This window comes from Ulvibacterium sp. (genome assembly GCF_965228935.1).
GTDB lineage: Bacteria > Bacteroidota > Bacteroidia > Flavobacteriales > Flavobacteriaceae > Ulvibacterium.
Window position 1 is genome coordinate 788,653 of the sequence record NZ_OZ245846.1, and the last position, 18,637, is coordinate 807,289.

Consider the following 18,637-nt stretch of genomic DNA (forward strand, 5'->3'; position numbering starts at 1 on the left):
ATTTTTTGTTTGATCCAAACCTGATTTTTAACTTTCGCAAATGATTAGAAAACCCACGGGTATTGCCTTTTTCACGTTACAAATTCAGTACCTTAGAGACTGCAAAAAAATATTGCATATGTTTAAAAACGTATTGGGTGTATTGTTCCTTTTTTTATTGTCTTTGGGATGTTCCAAAAATCAAGACCGGCAAAAAAGATTCGTTCATCTGAATCCCACCGTCACTGGTATAACCTTCGCCAATCAAATTACCGAGAATGATAGCATTAATGTGGTAAACTTTCAATATTGCTATAATGGAGGCGGAGTGGGTATTGGCGATTTTGACCAAAATGGATTGCCCGATATTGTATTTTCCGGAAACCAGGTTTCCTCAAGAATCTATTTGAATCAAGGTAGCCTAACCTTTACGGATGTTTCGGAAGAGGCAAATTTTGAAACCTCTTCCTGGGTGACCGGAGTGTCCATAGTAGACATTAATTCCGATGGGCTGGACGACATCTATCTCAATGTTGGTGGTGCGGATTGCCGTAATGATTGCAACAATCTACTATTTATAAATCAAGGGGTAAGGGCCAATGGGATTCCTACCTTTACCGAAGAGGCCGAGGCCTATGGGTTGGATGATGGTAATTATTCGCAACAAGCCGTGTTCTTTGACTTTGACCATGATGGGGACCTGGATGTTTATATAGCGCATAACGGCAACTCTAATATAGATAAGAACAACCCATTTCCGAAACGGTACCTACCCCCCCATTTAAAGGATTTCCTTCTCAGAAATGATACCAAACCAGGTATTCCGCATCCGGTATTCACCAATGTTTCCGACAGTGTGGGTATTACACATAGTGGATTTAGTCTAGGCTTGGGCATAAACGATTTTAACAAGGATGGGTTAACGGACATTTATGTGGCCAACGATTTCATTACGGAGGATCTCCTCTATATTCAGCAGGTTCATCCAGATAGCGCCATGCCCTTTTTCCTGGAAAAGAGCAAGGAATTTCTCGGTCATGAAACCTATAACTCCATGGGTATGGATTTCAACGACCTGAACAATGACACCCGTCCGGATATTCTGGTGGTGGATATGTTGCCGAAGGACTATGAACGGCACAAGAAAATGCTGGGTATGATGAATTATGAAAAATACTTGCTTTCCCTAAAAAACGATTATAGTGCCCAGTTTGTTCGTAATTCCTTACAGATGAACAACGGCCAATTAAACGGGAAACCCATCAAATCCAGTGAAATTGGTTTTCTCAAGGGAATCGCCAGTACGGATTGGAGTTGGGCGCCCCTAATGTTGGATCTGGACAACGATTCGGACAAGGACTTATATATCTCCAACGGTTATGTTAAGGATGTGGCGGACTTGGACTATATCAATTATTCCGGTTTAAACAATATGTTCGGTACCACGGAAGAACGTATGGCCAAGCAAATCGAGTTTGCCAATAATCTGGATAGTATATATCTACCCAATTTCATGTATGAAAATAAGGGGTCGGCGGGTTTTTCCGATGTTTCCGCCAGTTGGATCGCCGAAAGACCTTCCTATTCCAATGGGGTAGCCTATGCCGATTTGGATGGTGACGGGGATTTGGATTTGGTAATCAACAATATCAATGAACCGGCCTTTGTATTGGAAAATAGGACTTCGGATGATTCCGAAACGCATTTTCTACGGTTACGGTTAAAGGGCCACGAACAGAATACCCATGGTATCGGATCCCGAGTAACCCTTTGGAACCAAGGCCGGACCCAATATCAATTTCAATCGGTTATCCGTGGATATTTATCTTCCATGGAACCTGTTTTGCACTTTGGGGTAAGGGACACCAGTATAGACTCCCTACAAATCGTATGGCCCAATGGGAAAGCCCAAATGATGCGAAATCTAAAGGCCGACCAAACGTTGACCCTCAATAGTAAAAGTGCGGAGGCGGACCCCGTTCCGAATAAAGAAAGTGAGACTTTGTTTAAAACCGGCGAAGTTCTACTGGAGTATACCCATTCCGAAAATAGTTTTAATGAATTTGACCGGCAACGCTTGCTTGTGCGCCAGTACTCCCAACAGGGACCCTGTATAGCTGTTGGAAATTTGGACGGAAAACCTGGAGATGAATTGTTTATAGGAGGTAGCAGTGGACAGTCCGGAACCATTTGGTCCCAGGATAAATCGGGCACGTACCAGTTAATTCAGGAATTGGATTCTCCATATGAGGATTCCGATGCCGCTTTTGTGGATATTGATGGGGATGGTGATTTGGATCTTTACGTCGCCAGCGGGGGTACCGAATTTGGACAGGTTTCCGAAAACTATAAGGATCGATTATATCTGAACAATGGCCAAGGTCAACTGGAAAAGACCAAAGAATGGCTTCCTGAAGTTCTGGAGAGTACCCATTGCGTTAGACCGTTTGATTTTGACCATGACGGGGACATGGACTTCTTTGTGGGATCAAGAAATGTTCCCGATACCTATCCGGAAACTCCAAAGAGCCGTTTGTTGATCAATGAAAATGGGACATTGGTAGAGGCCAAGAATACACCCATCTCAGAGGTTGGTATGGTTACCGATGCCCAATGGGTAGATGTTGATGGAGATTCTTGGGAAGATCTGATCTTGGTAGGCGAATGGATGCCCATTACCCTATTTAAAAATAATAAGGGCGATTTAAGTCCAATGGACGCCTCCTTTTCCAATGAAAAAGGCATTTCAATCAATACGGCCGGGTGGTGGAACTGTGTTGTCCCGGCCGATTTTGACAAAGATGGGGATATGGATTTTTTATTGGGCAATCAAGGGTTAAATGGGTTTATGAATCCTACACAAGATAGACCACTTTATATGTACAACGGGGATTTTGACCAAAACGGAAGCCCTGATCCCATTCTGGCGCAATACTTTGATACCGAAAACGGGCCTCGACTATTGCCCATTCATTCACGGGATGATATTGTAGCACAATTGGTCAGTCTAAAAAAAAGGTATCTTACCTATGATGCCTTTGTAGAGGTAGATTTTGCCACGCTGTTGAACATTACCGATCTTGAAGAGGAAACCCTGCAGGCTTATGCATTTCAGAGCAGTTATATGGAGAATTTAGGAAACGGTTCCTTTGTATTGCACCCGCTTCCGGGAATTTGCCAAATTGCTCCCATTAATGACATCTTGGTAGATGATTTTAATAAGGACGGACAGCTTGATGCACTCTTGGTAGGAAACGATTTTTCAGCGGAAACCCTTTATGGAAAGTCCGATGCCCTTACCGGACTGTTCTTAAAGGGGGACAAGAATCATGGTTTCATCCCCATTTTAAGTTCCGATTCTGGCTTTTATGTTCCGGGGCAATCCCATCATTTGGAGCAATTTATAGATAATGAGGGACAACCTTGGATCATAGCCACTCAGAACAATGAAAAAGTAAAGATGTTTTCTTGGAAGTAACATTATTCAAAGTAATGAAAAAATCACCTTTGCAATTTGTCTTTCGCGAAACCAATTTCTTTTAGTACTAAGTTTTTACAGAACAAAATGAATCAGGGAAACGCTTGAAAGAGCTATTCGGGAGAATAAATTTACCCGTCTTATCGCATAAGGCTTTGTATTCCAATACTAAAGGCAAAACGCCATTCCGTAATATTGGGAAATTACCGGCACAAGTTGTGAATTCCAAAAAAAGAGAGGATAATAGAACCTATTACCCTCTCAAATCACTTAAAATAAAACTAACTCAAAAAATTCTCATTAATATCCGGGATTTTGATCGGCATTTGTCAAGTCCGGATTACCATCAATTTCGTTTTGTGGAATAGGTAGAAATTCATGCTTGCCGGTTTGGTAGTTCTCCAAAACCTGGGATGCCAAGCCCCACCTTTGCAGGTCAAAGTAGCGCACCTGTTCACCTGCCAACTCCACGGCGCGTTCATGCACTATGGCATCAAAAACCTGTTGTTGCGAACCCACGGGATATCCCCTGGAATCCATCTCCGCTGTACCATAATTAGGCATGCCAACCCTATCCCTAACTTGATTAAGTAAGGAAATTGCCGCTGCTTGGTTCCCCAATTCATTCTCTGCCTCGGCCCACATTAATAAGACATCAGCATAACGTATTACCCTGAAGTTGATACCACTATATTCAAATCCATCCGTAGTACGCGTATCCAAATTTTGATATTTTCGCCATGCCGGTGAGGCAATTGTAAACACCAAAGGGAGATTCCCATCTTCATCCGGGTCACCAAAGGCCACAGGGCCGTCAATGGGCAATTCTGAACCTGGAGGGAAGGTTTCCCCCCCAAAGACACTACCATCACTGTAGAAATAGGCATCAAAGCGTGGGTCATCATCCTCATACTCATCCAATAAAGTTGGCCTAACGATGATATTGGCAAAATTCAGAGGGGAATACTCAATACCGCGGAAGGTGCTTTCACGTACCCCACGTCCACCAGCATTCCATTGGTCCCCGCCAATTTCTTGGCTGTAGTTTACCTCAAATATGGATTCCGAATTGAATTCTCCAGCAATATTCCCGTTGTCTCGAGGCTCGACACCTACTATGGTATAGCCCTGGATAGCCTCAAACTCGGCCTTAGCCTCTGCCCATTGCCCCCGGAATAGGTGCGCTTTTCCCTTAAGGGCTTGCGCTGCACCTCTTGTGGCCCTTCCTTGGGGAGTGCTGCCCACTTCGGGCAAATTGGCCACCGCAAAGGTCAGATCCTCAAAGATAAGATTGTATACTTCTTCTTGTGTGGATTTTGGTACCCCTCCAGTTTCAGAGGCAACTGTTGAAGTTGGGCGTGGAATACCTCCCCAAAGATTGGTCAATTTAAAGTAATACAACGCCCTTAAAAAGCGTACTTCACCCAAACGTTGATTAATTTCACTTTCCGGCACGTTCTGTATCAATCCTTCCTCTGCAGCCTCAATGACAAAATTACAACTATTGACTCCTCTATAAGCCGACTCCCAAAACCTAAAGAATTCAGCTAGCGAAGGATCAAAAGTATAGTCCATAAAAGATTTTAACCCTCCCTGAAGGGCATCCGTACCCAAATTCTCCTGGGATAAATTATCGAATAGGAAAAACGCGATACGACCGTACATCCCTTGGGTCTGCAAAAACGAATACGCTCCATTTACCGCGGATTGGAGCTCCCCGGAATTCTGGAAAAAGGTCTCGGGAACAATTACATTCGGATCTAGAAGTTCCAACTCCTCCTCCTTACAACTCACCATACTCAGGAATATCGCTGCAAATGTTAAAATGATTTTCTTTGTCTTCATCTCTATTTTTTTAAAAATCTATTTGTAGTCCTGCTAAAACGGTTCTTGGCTGTGGGAAACGGCCCTGATCCAATCCAATGGAGTTAACATCAGTGCCATTATCTAAAACTGGTACAATTTCAGGGTCATAACCCGAATAGTCCGTGAAGGTAATTAAATTCTGACCGCTTATATAAAACCGCAATCTACTAATGGAACCATTGGCAAAGTTGCTCAACACTTTACTTGGTAAGGTATAGCCAAGGGTCATCTGCCGTACCCGGGTATAAGAGCCATCCTCTATAAACCGGTCGGATACCTGCTCATTCCCTGTAAATCCAGGGGTAGCCTTGGGAATGGTTTGGGAGGGATTGGTCGGCGACCACCGATCCAAGACTACCGTACTCATATTAAACAGCCGTGCCTGTTGTTCCAAGGTAAGTCGAAAACCATTATAAATATCCCTACCATACTCCCCAACTATGAAAACGGAGAAATCCAAGTTTTTATATTTAAAATTGAGGTCCGCCCCTAATTGCAGATCCGGATTGGGATTACCGATAACCACCCGATCATCCGCATTAATCTCCCCATCATTGTTGGTGTCCACATACCGGATATTACCGGGCTCGGCATTGTTTTGGGTCGCATGGGCATCTACCTCGGCCTGGTTTTGGAAAATACCATCGGTCCTCAATCCGAAGAAATGGAAGGGCACCTCCCCTTCGGTAAGGCGGGTATGGAACTGCTGGAACCAGCTCCCCTGAAAAATGGCATCCACACTACCTAAAGAAGTGACTTCCTGGCTTAGGGTGGCAAAGGCATTTAAGTTGGCCCCCCAGGTGAAATCCCCTTCCAAGTCCTTATAGCCTATGGTAAATTCCAAACCTGTGCTTTCGGTTCCACCTACGTTTCGGAATTGAGTGGCATCTGTGGCTCCCAAAGAACTGGGAAGCGGCACACTAACCAAGAGTCCATCACTTTCATTTCTGAAGTACTCTCCGGTTATAGTCAAGGCATTATTGAAGAAGGCCACATCCGCACCGATGTTCAAGGAGGTCAATTCCTCCCATTGCAATTGCTCATTGGGTATCCTCGCCGGCCGTGTACCACTGACCAAGGTACCATCGATTACATAGTTAAAATCGGTCAACAACCCAGTCTGAAACTGATAATTTCCAATATTGTTGTTCCCGGTGACTCCCCAACTCGCCCTAAGCTTCAAGGCGGATAGATCTTCACTATCCTGTAGGAAGGGGAGATTCGCCAAATTCACCGCTCCAGATACCGAGGGGAAATAGCCCCACTGATTCCCTGGTGCGAACCGTGAAGATCCATCCGCCCTCAAGGTACCGCTTAAAAAGAACGTACGATCAAAATCATAACCAATCCTTCCAAAAACAGAATGCAGATTATTCTCAAATTCGGAACTGGTCAAGTTCTCCACCTCATTGGGATTGAGGTTCTGTACATTATCGGTCAAGGGATTAATGGTAAAGGCATCAATCCGATCAAAGATTGTTCTGTTACGCTCATATCCCGCCAAGACATCCAAATTATGCTTTTCGTTAATGGTGGTATTGTATGTAAGCGTATTGGTGACAACCGTACTTAGATTTCTTCGTCTATTGTCCCGAGTCTCCGAGAACAATCGTGTTCTGGAACCCGTGGGAATGGAAGGTTCAAAATTATCCTGATTGGTAAAGGCATGGTCCAAACCAATGGTCAATTTATAGGTTAGGCCCGGTATGATTTCATAACTACCGAAAACCGATCCGACTATACTGGTCTGGGTTTCCAAAAATTCTCCATTTTCCCTAAGCCGTACTGGGTTTTCAATGTCCTGGCCGTTAAAAGAAGTGGTAATTTCCGAATAGAAATTGGTCTCCTCGTCAAAAACAGGTCGGGTGGGGTCAAAACGAGTGGCATTGCCCAAAATAGTGCCCCCATCACCTCCAAATCTTCTGGATATCCCCAAGTTTAAGGTTTGCCCCATGGTAATCTTATCGCTTAGGTCTATGGTGGTATTCAGCCCAACGGAATACCGGTCAAATCGGGATTCTATCAAAGCTCCTTCTTGATTCAAGTACCCAATACGAACACTATAGGTAGCATTTTCGCTACCTCCGGAGGCTTCAATATCATAGTTTTGCCATAGCCCTGTCCTTAAGATTTCATCCTGATAATCCGTACTCACATTGGGATCAAAATTACCGGGCTGTAATCCAGGATAAATTTGATTTCCAGGCTCCACCGGATCGGCATCATATGCTTCTGAGGCATATTGCCGGTATTGATCGGCATTAAGCACGTCCAAGGTCTTTGGAATGGTGGACAGACCCGCATACGTACGTGCGCTGAAACTCGTCCTTCCCTTTTTACCCCCTTTGGTCTTGATCAAAACAACCCCGTTGGAGGCCCTGGATCCGTAAATGGCGGCACTGGAGGCATCCTTTAGTATATCCACCGACTCAATGGCCTCTGCAGGTATGTTGTTCAAGTTAGTTGTAGGCACCCCATCCACAATAAACAAGGGTTGGTTGTTTCCAAAGGTTCCCAGTCCCCTAATCGTCACCAATGGAGCCGCTCCGGGAGTACCTCTATTGGTCACTTGTACCCCTGCGGCCCTTCCTTGGAGCGCTTGTTCCACACCAATGGCCGGGGTTTCCACTAGATCTTCACTGGTTACGGAGGAAATGGCATTCGTAACAGAAACCCTGCTTTGGGTACCGTATCCCACGAGTACCACTTCATCCAATTGGCTGGCATCTTCCTGAAGTGTCACGTTAATGGTGCTTTGTCCATTTACCGGAATTTCTTGGGTAGCATATCCTATATAGCTAACTACCAAGGTGGCACCACTATCCACGTTTATGGTGTAGTTACCGTCAAAATCGGTTTGGGTACCATTGGTGGTGCCCTTTTCCACAATACTTGCGCCAGGCAATGGTGCTCCTGTATCATCCGTTATCGTACCGCTTACGGATGATTGAAATACTGTAGTTTTAGAATCGTCAAAATTTTCTGTCTCGCTGGCCAAGGCCGCCTGAAAGCCTAAAAAAAGCAGTAGGGACAACAGCCCCGACTTAAGAAAATCATGATTTCTCGCCTGTGGCCATAAAAAATGTTTTTTGAGTTTTTGCGTCATAATAGTTGAGTTGTTGAGTTAATTAAAACCTATTCATTCCGAGGGGCCAAAAGGCATTCCAGAATTGAATTCTCCTGATTTTTAAAATTAAAGTAAAAAGTGTTTTTGGATTTCTTGTATTTTGTCAATTGCGAATCATAAAATTACAGATCCTATTTATTAAAATATCCGCTAAATTGGATTTATTTTTTTATATATATCCTATTTTGAGAAATGATTTCATGTTTTAGGTTATTTCCAAGGTGAGAAAAATTCCCATTATTTTACATCATACCATATTCATATTATTGCATTTTAATACCTAGGTATATGCAAATGCACTCCATGGGTTGAGCCAAAGCATTTTCCCAGTGGTGTTTTAGAAATTGCTTCCAAACCTAATTTGAATGAAATTGGAGGTAAACGGGTGATTACAAGTAGTTATCCCAAATTGGATGCACTTATCGTAGGTTACGTAAAGGTGGCGTCGTTCCACCTCAGCTCTTGCTTAAATCGATATAGATCCGTTTTCTCGTTGATCAGAAGAAATTCGGTGTCCATGAGCTCAGCAAAATCCTCCAAGGACTCCGCAGTTATGTTTTGACTATAACAGGTGTGATGGGCACCTCCCGCATAGATCCATGCTGCAGCGGCAGTCTGCAGATCCGGTTTGGGATTCCACAATACCCGGGCTACAGGAAGTTTCGGCATATCATTTTTAACATCCAAGGCTTCCACTTCATTGACCAACATCCGAAACCGATTCCCCATATCCATAATCGAAGCATTAAGGGCATGTCCTTCTCCGGCATTGAATACAAGCCTAACAGGATCTTCCTTTCCCCCGATTCCCAATGGGTGTACCTCACATGAGATATCACCTTTTGCAATAGATGGACAGATTTCCAACATATGCGACCCCAAGCAGGCCTTATTGTCAGGATCAAAATGATAGGTATAGTCTTCCATAAAACTATTACCGCCATCCAAGCCTGCTCCCATTACTTTCATAGTCCTTACCAAAGCTGCCGTTTTCCAATCTCCTTCCGCCCCAAATCCGTAGCCTTCTGCCATTAAGCGTTGTGTAGCAATGCCCGGCAGCTGTTTCATCCCATGCAAGTCCTCAAAAGTATTGGTAAATGCATGAAATCCACCCTCCTCCAAAAAAAATCGCATCCCCAATTCTATTTGTGCGGCATCCCTTAAGGAAGATCGCATACCACCATGGGGCTTTATCGAATTTGCCAGAACATAAGTGCTTTCATATTCTTGAATCAAAATATCGATTTGTTTTTCGGGAATTGCATTGATGTATTGCACCAAATTGCCAACACCATATCCGTTTACCTCATATCCAAATGTAATCTGTGCGGAGACCTTGTTCCCTTCGGTTACTGCCACTTGGCGCATGTTATCCCCAAAACGGGCAATCTTCATTTTTTTTGAATCGGCCACTGCACTGGCCACCCGGCACCAATCAGCTACCTTTTGCACTATCCTATGATCCTGCCAATGCCCCACAATTACTTTTCTCCGCAATCGCATCCGCGACGCAAGAAAGCCAAATTCACGACCGCCATGTGCGGATTGGTTTAAATTCATGAAGTCCATATCTATGGAATTCCAAGGGATATCCCTGTTATATTGGGTATGCAAATGCAAAAATGGTTTTTGGAGTGCCTTAAGGCCGGCTATCCACATTTTGGCCGGGGAAAACGTATGCATCCAAAGGATCAGGCCTACACAACCATCGGCATTGTTGGCCTCCTTACATAATCTTCTTATTTCCTCCGTAGTCTTCACGACGGGTTTGAAGACTATAGTCACTGGAACTTTGCCATCCGCATCAAAACTTTTGGCCATTTCCTCTGAATGCAGGGCTACTTGTCGCAACGTTTCCAAACCATAAAGGTGTTGACTTCCCGTAACGAACCAAACTTCATTTTTACTTAAATCTATCATCCCGAATTATTCAATGTTAAAGACTCAGTGTGCTGAAGGAAACCATAATGTAGATAACGATCAATACCACACCCACGGACGCGATGATATCCCAAATGGTGTAACTGTTTTTGTTCTCCGCCTTTTGCGTGTCCGTTACCGTACCAAAGGTCAGTCCGGCCAATTGTTTTTGGGATGGTGCAGGATAGAACATACTTACACCAATGGCTATGGCGATGCACATGGCAAAGAAATACGCCCCGAACACCAGCCAATTGATATCCGCAAGGGTAAAAAGAAAGCTTCCTTCCGTAAAACTCGATTTTAGGATTTCCAAAGTCAATTTTGAAAACCCGATGATGAACCCTCCGATGAGCGTAGCTATGGCCCCATTGGCATTGATACGTTTGTAAAAGATTCCCAGTAGGAATACCGCAGCAATTGGTGGTGAAATATAGGCCTGTACATTTTGAAGATATTCATACAACCCATCGGACAGCGTGGTGATAATTGGAATCCATAACAATCCCAATCCAACTACAAAGAAAGTGGCGATACGACCTGTTCTTACCAATTCCTCCTCGGGCTTCTCGGGCTTCAGTTTTTTATAGATGTCCAGGGTAAACAAGGTGGAACAGGAATTAAAGACGGAAGCCAAGGAACTCATAAGGGCGGCCAACAATCCGGCGGCTACCAGACCTCGCAATCCAGAAGGCATTAGATTACTCATTAAGACCGGAAAGGCTTGATCCGGACTATCCCAATCCAATTTCCCCTGCATTTTTAACCCCAAGGCGATTACACCCGGGATTAGGAAAAGGAATACGGGCATCAGCTTTAAGAGGGCACCAAAAATGCTACCTCTACGACCTTCCTTGATATTCTTTGCCGTCAATACGCGTTGTACTATGACCTGATCGGTACACCAATACCAAATTCCTACTACGGTACTGGTTATGAAAAGGGGCAACCACGGGTAATCGGGATCGGAATTAGGTCGCCACATATTGAAATAATCGGCACCAACGGTCTCCTTCAATTCGCCCCATCCGCCCACGGCATCCAATCCCAAAAAAGTCAAAATCCCGGCACCCAATACCAGTACAATAGCCTGGATGGTCTCTGTATATACCACGGCACGCATTCCGCCTAAAACCGTATAAAGACCTGTGAGCACCACAGTGGCCACGGCTCCTATCCAGAAAGGAATCCCCAATAGAGCGGAAACCACGACCCCACCTGCGTAGATGGTAACGGAAACCTTGGTCAAAATGTAGGCGATCAAGGACACTACGGACAGCACCCATCTGGAGCGCGCGTCGAACCGTTTTTCCAAAAATTCGGGCATAGTGAATACTCCGCTACGGGCATAGAAAGGAAGAAAAACCCAACCCAGCATCAATACCAGCCAGGCGTGCAATTCGTAAATCAACAAAGGCATTTTATCCCCTGCCCCGTTACCGGCCAGGCCCACCACATGCTCGGAACCAATGTTGGAGGCGAAAATGGAGGCCCCTACCACGAACCAGCCGATGTTCCGGCCGGCCAAAAAATAATCCTCGGTGTCCTTTTGCTTCTGCATAATGACCCACCAGGCCACCCCTAACAGGACAATAAAATAGCCGACAATGACTACCCAGTCCAATGTATCCAATCCTTTCATAAGTTAGTTTTAGTTGGTTGTTCAGTATTCAATGTCCCTGTCCGTAATAGGAATTCTTTCCATGTTTACGTTCAAAGTGCTTTTTTTTCAAAGTTTCCTTTAATGACCCTGCATCGGGATTTATCTGTAAGGTCAAATAGGCCATTTTGGCAATCTCCTCACACACCGCACTATTATACACCGCTTTGGCAGCCGTAGCTCCCCAGCTAAAAGGGGCATGGCTTCCAACCAAGATCATTTCCATCTCATTGTAATCCAAACCCCGTTCTTTAAGGCAATCCACTATTTGAAATCCCGTCATATGCTCATAATCCCCTTGTATGTACTCGTCCTTCATAGGTACCGTGCATGGGACATCACAGATCAGGTGATCCGCATGGGTTGTGCCAAAAATAGGGATATCCAATAATGATTGCGCCCAGGCGGTTCCATACGTAGAGTGCGTATGGACTATGCCTCCTATTGTATCCCATTCCTTGTAGAGTACGGCATGTGTTTTGGTATCGGAAGAAGGGCGCAATTTGCCTTCTACTATCTTGGCATCAAAATCACAGATAACCATATCATCCACCTTTAAATCGGTATAGGGAACACCGCTGGGTTTAATGGCGAATACCTGCTTTTTTCGGTCTACGGCACTTGCATTGCCAAAGGTAAAAAGCACCAATCCCAGTTCCGGAAGCTGCATATTGGCCTGGTAGGCCTCTTCTTTTAGTGTTCTATAGTTACTCATTTCTTTTAACTTGCTCCATTATATGCCTTTCCATGGTTTCGCATAAATTATTGTATTTTCTATAGATAGCCGTATACTCCTTTGTTCGATCGGTATCAGGTTTATACACGGTCTCGAACGGACTTCCCATTTTTTGCATTGCTTGGGGCACATACTCATAAATCCCGGCAGCAACGGCTCCGAATATGGAAGCCCCTAAGGCACATGCCTGTTCGGAAGCTACTACTTTAATGGGCATATCCAGAACATCGGCCATCATCTGCATGATAAAAGGGGATTTTTTGGCCACGCCCCCTAAAGCCACAACGCCTTTAATCGGAATACCCTCTGAAAGAAAACGGTCTACAATCTTTTTGGCCCCAAAGCAGGTAGCCTCGACCAATGCCCGAAATACTTTGGGCGACGTACTCCCCAAATTGATGCCCGAAATGACCCCTTTTAAATTTTGATTGGCATCCGGGGTACGTCTTCCGTTCATCCAATCCAGTGCCAGTTCCCCCGAAGCACCAATAGGTTCTTTTGATGCGGCATGGCTCAATTTTGGGATAAGATCTTTCAAAGCTTCCTTTATCAATCTTTCCTTTGTTACAGCATCGATTACGTTTGAGTTTCCGATAAGCTCTTCAATGGGCCAGCCCAGAAGCTTTTCATACCAGGCATAAATGTCCCCAAAGGCAGATTGACCCGCCTCCAGCCCCAACATATTGGGAATCACTGAGCCATTTACCTGTCCACAGATACCTTTGACCAATTTTTCCTCCCCCTCCAAAGGGGCTACCAAAATATCACAGGTAGAGGTACCCATGATCTTGGTCAAAAAATAGGGTTCCGTCCTTGCGCCTACAGCACCCATGTGGGCATCGAAAGCGCCAACGGATACAACAACCGATTCCGGTAGACCCAGTCGTTCCGCCCATTCGGGACTCAAAGTTCCCACCGGAATTTCAGAAGTGTAGGTCTTTGTATAGAGCCGGTCCCGTAATCCGTCCAACAAAGGGTCTAGGGCCGCAAAGAATGTATTGGGGGGCAAACCGCCAAAGGTCTTGTGCCATAGCGCTTTATGCCCAGCGGCACAACGGCTACGTTTCATTTCGTTGACATCGGTTCCCCCGGTCAATAAAAAAGGTATCCAATCGCAATGTTCTACCCACGAAAAGGCTGCTTTGTGAACACTTTTATCCTGTCTTGAGATATGTAGGATTTTTGACCAAAACCACTCCGAAGAATAAATACCGCCTTCATATTGGGAATAGTCAATATCCCATTTTTTGCATAAGGCATTGATTTCGTCGGCTTCCTGGATAGCGGTATGATCTTTCCAAAGCACAAACATGGCATTGGGATTCTCCCGAAATTCATCGAGAAGGGCCAGCGGTGTTCCTTTGGCATCCACTGCCACCGGGGTTGATCCGGTAGTGTCCACCCCTACGCCCACAATGTTTTGGGCCACTTCCTCCCCAACCTCTTTTACGATTTCGGTAATACTTTGTTCAATACCCTCTATATAATCCTGTGGATGCTGCCTAAACTGGTTTTTTGAGGGGTCACAGTACTTTCCCGCTCCCCAACGCTTATAATGATGAACGGATGTAGCGATTTCTTCACCGGTGGAAGTATTGACCAACAATGCCCGAACCGAATCCGATCCGAAATCCAATCCCAAACAATACGTGGTTTTTGCCATTCTACAGTTTTATATGCCAAACCTCTTGGCTTCAATATATTTATCGTTGGTCCAATTGGGCCCTGACCGAGATTGTCCCTTATTAGTTTTAAACTTTCTTGTCTTACTATATTGATTCCTGAAATAGCCCAAATCGAATAGGTGACTGAAAATAAATCAAGTTCCTATTTGGACGTGATATTCCTTAATGCGGCCAACAACATATTTACGTGATTGGCATCTGAGCTTTCGCCCATTAGGCCTATGCGCCATATTTTCCCTGCAAAGGGGCCAAGACCTCCCCCTATCTCAATATCGTATTCTTCCAACAGTCGGCTTCTTACCGTGGAATCATCTATCCCATCGGGAATACGCACAGCGTTCAACATGGGTAGGCGGTACTGCTCTTCTACCAGAAATTCAAACCCCATACTTTCCAGTCCATCTCGAAGGAGTTCATGATTCTTCTGGTGACGTGCAAAACGGTTTTCCAAACCTTCCTCAAGAACGATCCGCAAGGCTTCCCGCATGGCATACATGGAAGATATAGGTGCAGTATGATGGTAGGCCCTTTTGGCCCCGGCCCAGTAATTCTTCACCAAGGACAAATCCAAAAACCAGCTTTGTACTTTGGTCTTTCGATTATCCAATACATCTATAGCTGCTTGACTAAAGGTAACCGGGGATAATCCAGGAGGGGCACTGAGGCATTTTTGGCTTCCGGAGTATAGGGCGTCGATGCCCCATTCGTCCACTTTCAATTCTGCGCCACAGTACGAGGTCACCGCATCCACTACGAACAATGCTCCTGCTTTCTTGGTCAACCTGCTTATTTCCTCCAAAGGCTGCAATACCCCTGTTGAGGTTTCGGCATGTACTATGGCCAACAACTTTGGGCTACAGCTCTCCAGGGCAGTCCTCACATCCTCTATTTGTATTGGGCTTCCCCAGGCCGCCTCTACCTTAATGACCTTCGCCCCACATCGTTCTGCTATATCGGCCATTCGGTTTCCGAAAACCCCATGTATGCAAATTACCGCCTCGTCGCCTGGCTCTAATAGATTGACCAGGCAGGTTTCCATACCGGCACTTCCGGGAGCGGAGACTACAAAGGTCAACGGATTTTTGGTTTGCAGAGTCTCCTGTGTCATGACCTTAATGTCGTCCATCACTTCCAAAAACTCGGGATCAAGATGTCCTAACAATGGTGTGGCCATGGCCTTCAACACCCTTGGATGTACATCACTTGGCCCAGGACCCATTAATACCCTTGTACTTGTTCTCATTTCATCGATTCTTCCCATTGTGATAGTTTTCGTTTTCTACGGATGATTATAACATGTTCCGAAATATATTCAATTAATTTTTACGGCCCGTATAGCCTCAACAAAATGTTTGGGCCTTGCCTCTGTAAAATGTTCTATTTGATGACGACAACTGAATCCGCAAGCCACAATTTCGTGATTCTTGTGTAGCTCATTTATCGCTGGAAACAGAATTTCATTTCCAATTTTTTGGGAAAGGGTATAATGCTCTTTCTCGTAGCCGAAGGAACCGGCCATACCACAACAACCTGATGGTATTTCCCGAATCTCCTTTGCTGAATCCTTTATCAATGTCTTCATGGCATTGGTGCCATACAATGCTTTTTGATGGCAATGCCCATGGATGGCCAGGGCCTCGGATATGGGTTCAAAACGTACATTCAAATGGCCCTTTTCCAGTTCATTGCGCAAGAATACATCAATCATCATCACCCCATTTTTCAATTGTTCCGCCATCTCCGTATCGGCAATCATATCTGGCAGGTCATCGTTTAGAGCGGAGGCACAACTGGGCTCGCAGACCACCACCTTTAATCCCTTGTCCAAGAATTTTTTTAATCCGTCTATGGTTTGTGCAGCCTCTCTTTTGGCATCCCGTAAAAACCCATGGGAGATTTTCGGTCGCTGGCAACAACCCACATGGGCTAAAATGACCTCATAACCACAGGAATTCAAAAGCTGAAGTGCAGAAATCCCCACTTGGGGTTCATGATAGTTCAAATAGGTATCCGCAAAAAGCACCACTTTTTTGTCGCCCTTATTTGTTTTGTGGGCTTGTGTCGCGAACCATTTGTAAAAGGGTTGTTTGGCAAAACCAGGTAGTTTTCTTCGCTTATCAAATTTTGCGGTACGTTCCAAAATCGACCGGAACAGCATTGTTTTTTGAAGGGGGTTGACCATATTGGCCTTCCATCCGGAAATATTAGCTGCGGCTTTTGCCGAGTCCCGTATTAGTTTATCCCTAAGCGTAATGCCATGTTCATCATAATACATTTGCAAGCTATCGCTTTTCATCTTCGCCATATCCACATTGCTGGGACATTCGGATTTACAGGCCTTACAAGAAAGGCAAAGGTCCATGACCTCATGGAGACGTTGGCTGGCCAGACCTTCCTCTCCAAATTGATTGGACATTGCCAAACGCAGCGCATTGGCCCTTCCCCTTGTCGAATGCTCTTCGTCCCTTGTGGCCTTGAAACTGGGGCACATGGTTCCACCGATTATTTTTCGGCATTCCCCAACCCCGGTACACATATGTACCGAAGCCTCAAAACCTCCCTCATCCTGGTATTGATACTCTGTCTTTACGGCTTGGTCTTGATAGGTAGTTCCATACCGCAAATTGTGTTCTATGGTCTGTGCCTCAACAATCTTGCCTGGATTCATCAAGTTATCCGGGTCGAATAGCTTTTTGATTTCTAAAAAGGCTCCATATAGGGTTTCACCGAAAAAACGTTTGTTATATGCGCTCCTTACCAAGCCATCTCCATGTTCCCCGCTCCAAGACCCCTTGTATTTCATTACCAGTTCAAAGGTATCTTCGGTAATCGCTTTTAGCCTTTGGATATCCTCTTCCAATCGAAGATCCAATATGGGACGTACATGGATTACCCCAACACTGGCATGCGCATACATGGCCGCCTGGGTTCCATGCTTTTCACATATTTTCAAAACCTGATCTATGTATTCGGGCAAGTGTTGGGATGGTATTCCGGCATCCTCGATAAATGCCAAGGGCTTTTTGTTTCCCTTTAGCCCCAACATCAATCCCAAACCTTTCTTACGGATGACCCAAACATCTTCGTAGGCTTCGCCTTCCGGAAAAACCGGGTAGGCATAACCAAATCCATTCGCCTTTAATCGTGAAATCATTTGCCGAGGCCTCTCCAGCACATCATTAAGGGTATCGCCGTAGAATTCCACTATTAATATGGCTTCCGGGTTTCCTTCCAAAAAGTGGCAATGGTGTTTTGTAGTGAGGTTCTCCCTACTAAGGCCAATAACCGTTTTATCCAATATCTCAATGGCGGAAGGGCTAAAGGGTAGCATGGGTTCCACCGCGGATATGGCTTCCAAAATTTCCGCAAAATGAACCACGCAGACCGATTTATATTTGGGCAGGTCTACAAGATTGAGCTTAAGTTCCAAAGTAGTGGCCAAGGTACCTTCACTACCACATATCAATTTGCTTAGGTTCCATTGGTCGGAATACACGAATTCATCCAAGTTGTACCCTCCCACTCTCCGCATTACCTTGGGAAAACGTTCCTTGATTTCCGTAGCATGGGTATCCACCAATTTTTTGAAAGCGGTATAGATCTCTCCCTCCCGATTATTTTGCGCTGCTTTTTTATGATATTCTTCCGGGGAGCAGTTGTTTAATTGTAGCGTAGTACCGTCCGTGAGCAATACCGTAGCTTCCAGAATGTGATCCACGGTCTTACCATACAAGATACTTTTGGTCCCCGAGGAATTGTTGCCGACCATTCCCCCTACATTTGCCCTACTTCCCGTTGCGGGATCCGGTGCAAAATGCAATCCGTAGGGCTTCAACTCCGCATTGAGGTTATCCCTTACCATACCCGGTTGTACCCGTACCCATTTTTCCGACTCGTTTATTTCCAACAACGCGTTCATATATTTGGAAAAGTCCAAAATCATGGATTTGCCTACGGTCTGTCCGGCCAAGCTGGTTCCAGCTCCCCTGGGAAGTATGCTAATCTTATTTTTTTGTGCCACGGAAACGGCGTTTTTTACATCTTCGGCATCCCTTGGTAAGGCTACTGCCAGGGGTTTTATCTGATAGATACTGGCGTCAGTGGCGTACATGCCCAAAGAGTATTCGTCCGTTAAAACTTCTCCCTTTAACGATTTGTCCAAACTATCAAAAATAGCCTTCATCCT

The 18,637-nt window shown here is 45.0% G+C and carries 9 protein-coding genes; 1 reads left to right on the plus strand and 8 read right to left on the minus strand.

Annotation, left to right across the window (positions count from 1 at the left end):
• Positions 1 to 118: 118 nt before the first annotated feature.
• On the plus strand, positions 119 to 3,457 hold the full coding sequence (locus tag ACO06Y_RS03490) for a VCBS repeat-containing protein (RefSeq protein ID WP_422082441.1): 3,339 nt from the start codon (positions 119 to 121) through the stop codon (positions 3,455 to 3,457).
• Positions 3,458 to 3,757: 300 nt separating this feature from the next.
• Here the strand turns inward: ACO06Y_RS03490 and ACO06Y_RS03495 are convergent, their stop codons facing one another.
• The 8 genes from ACO06Y_RS03495 to ACO06Y_RS03530 all read right to left on the minus strand — a co-directional run bounded on the left by ACO06Y_RS03495 (position 3,758) and on the right by ACO06Y_RS03530 (position 18,634).
• Complete coding sequence (locus ACO06Y_RS03495; protein WP_422082442.1) at positions 3,758 to 5,302, minus strand: RagB/SusD family nutrient uptake outer membrane protein; 1,545 nt, start codon at positions 5,300 to 5,302, stop codon at positions 3,758 to 3,760.
• 10 nt (positions 5,303 to 5,312) lie between these two features.
• Positions 5,313 to 8,429, minus strand: a complete 3,117-nt coding sequence (locus tag ACO06Y_RS03500) for a SusC/RagA family TonB-linked outer membrane protein (protein WP_422082443.1) — start codon at positions 8,427 to 8,429, stop codon at positions 5,313 to 5,315.
• Positions 8,430 to 8,879: 450 nt separating this feature from the next.
• Positions 8,880 to 10,370 (minus strand): L-arabinose isomerase, encoded by a 1,491-nt coding sequence (gene araA, locus ACO06Y_RS03505; protein ID WP_422082444.1) that lies wholly within the window; start codon positions 10,368 to 10,370, stop codon positions 8,880 to 8,882.
• A 16-nt stretch (positions 10,371 to 10,386) separates the two neighbouring features.
• A complete protein-coding gene (locus tag ACO06Y_RS03510; RefSeq protein ID WP_422082445.1) occupies positions 10,387 to 12,012 on the minus strand; it encodes a sodium:solute symporter in 1,626 nt (541 codons plus the stop codon).
• Between the two features lie 28 nt (positions 12,013 to 12,040).
• The gene (locus tag ACO06Y_RS03515) at positions 12,041 to 12,745 is read right to left on the minus strand and encodes an L-ribulose-5-phosphate 4-epimerase (RefSeq protein ID WP_422082446.1); all 705 of its coding nucleotides are present in this window, start codon (positions 12,743 to 12,745) and stop codon (positions 12,041 to 12,043) included.
• On the minus strand, positions 12,738 to 14,429 hold the full coding sequence (locus ACO06Y_RS03520) for a ribulokinase (RefSeq protein WP_422082447.1): 1,692 nt from the start codon (positions 14,427 to 14,429) through the stop codon (positions 12,738 to 12,740). Before ACO06Y_RS03520 ends, ACO06Y_RS03515 begins: the two co-directional genes overlap by 8 nt.
• Before the next feature lie 164 nt (positions 14,430 to 14,593).
• Entirely contained in the window at positions 14,594 to 15,712 is a 1,119-nt protein-coding gene (locus tag ACO06Y_RS03525) for a pyridoxal-phosphate-dependent aminotransferase family protein (protein ID WP_422082448.1), read from the minus strand.
• Positions 15,713 to 15,763: 51 nt separating this feature from the next.
• Positions 15,764 to 18,634, minus strand: a complete 2,871-nt coding sequence (locus ACO06Y_RS03530) for an FAD-binding and (Fe-S)-binding domain-containing protein (RefSeq protein ID WP_422082449.1) — start codon at positions 18,632 to 18,634, stop codon at positions 15,764 to 15,766.
• Between the last annotated feature and the right edge of the window lie 3 nt (positions 18,635 to 18,637).

What these genes read in the sequence shown, in the direction of transcription:
- ACO06Y_RS03490 (WP_422082441.1), top strand. Translation starts at nt 119, where the DNA reads ATGTTTAAAAACGTATTGGGTGTATTGTTCCTTTTTTTATTGTCTTTG.
- ACO06Y_RS03530 (WP_422082449.1), bottom strand. Translation starts at nt 18,634, where the DNA reads ATGAAGGCTATTTTTGATAGTTTGGACAAATCGTTAAAGGGAGAAGTT.
- ACO06Y_RS03520 (WP_422082447.1), bottom strand. Translation starts at nt 14,429, where the DNA reads ATGGCAAAAACCACGTATTGTTTGGGATTGGATTTCGGATCGGATTCG.
- ACO06Y_RS03500 (WP_422082443.1), bottom strand. Translation starts at nt 8,429, where the DNA reads ATGACGCAAAAACTCAAAAAACATTTTTTATGGCCACAGGCGAGAAAT.
- ACO06Y_RS03515 (WP_422082446.1), bottom strand. Translation starts at nt 12,745, where the DNA reads ATGAGTAACTATAGAACACTAAAAGAAGAGGCCTACCAGGCCAATATG.
- araA (WP_422082444.1), bottom strand. Translation starts at nt 10,370, where the DNA reads ATGATAGATTTAAGTAAAAATGAAGTTTGGTTCGTTACGGGAAGTCAA.
- ACO06Y_RS03510 (WP_422082445.1), bottom strand. Translation starts at nt 12,012, where the DNA reads ATGAAAGGATTGGATACATTGGACTGGGTAGTCATTGTCGGCTATTTT.
- ACO06Y_RS03495 (WP_422082442.1), bottom strand. Translation starts at nt 5,302, where the DNA reads ATGAAGACAAAGAAAATCATTTTAACATTTGCAGCGATATTCCTGAGT.
- ACO06Y_RS03525 (WP_422082448.1), bottom strand. Translation starts at nt 15,712, where the DNA reads ATGGGAAGAATCGATGAAATGAGAACAAGTACAAGGGTATTAATGGGT.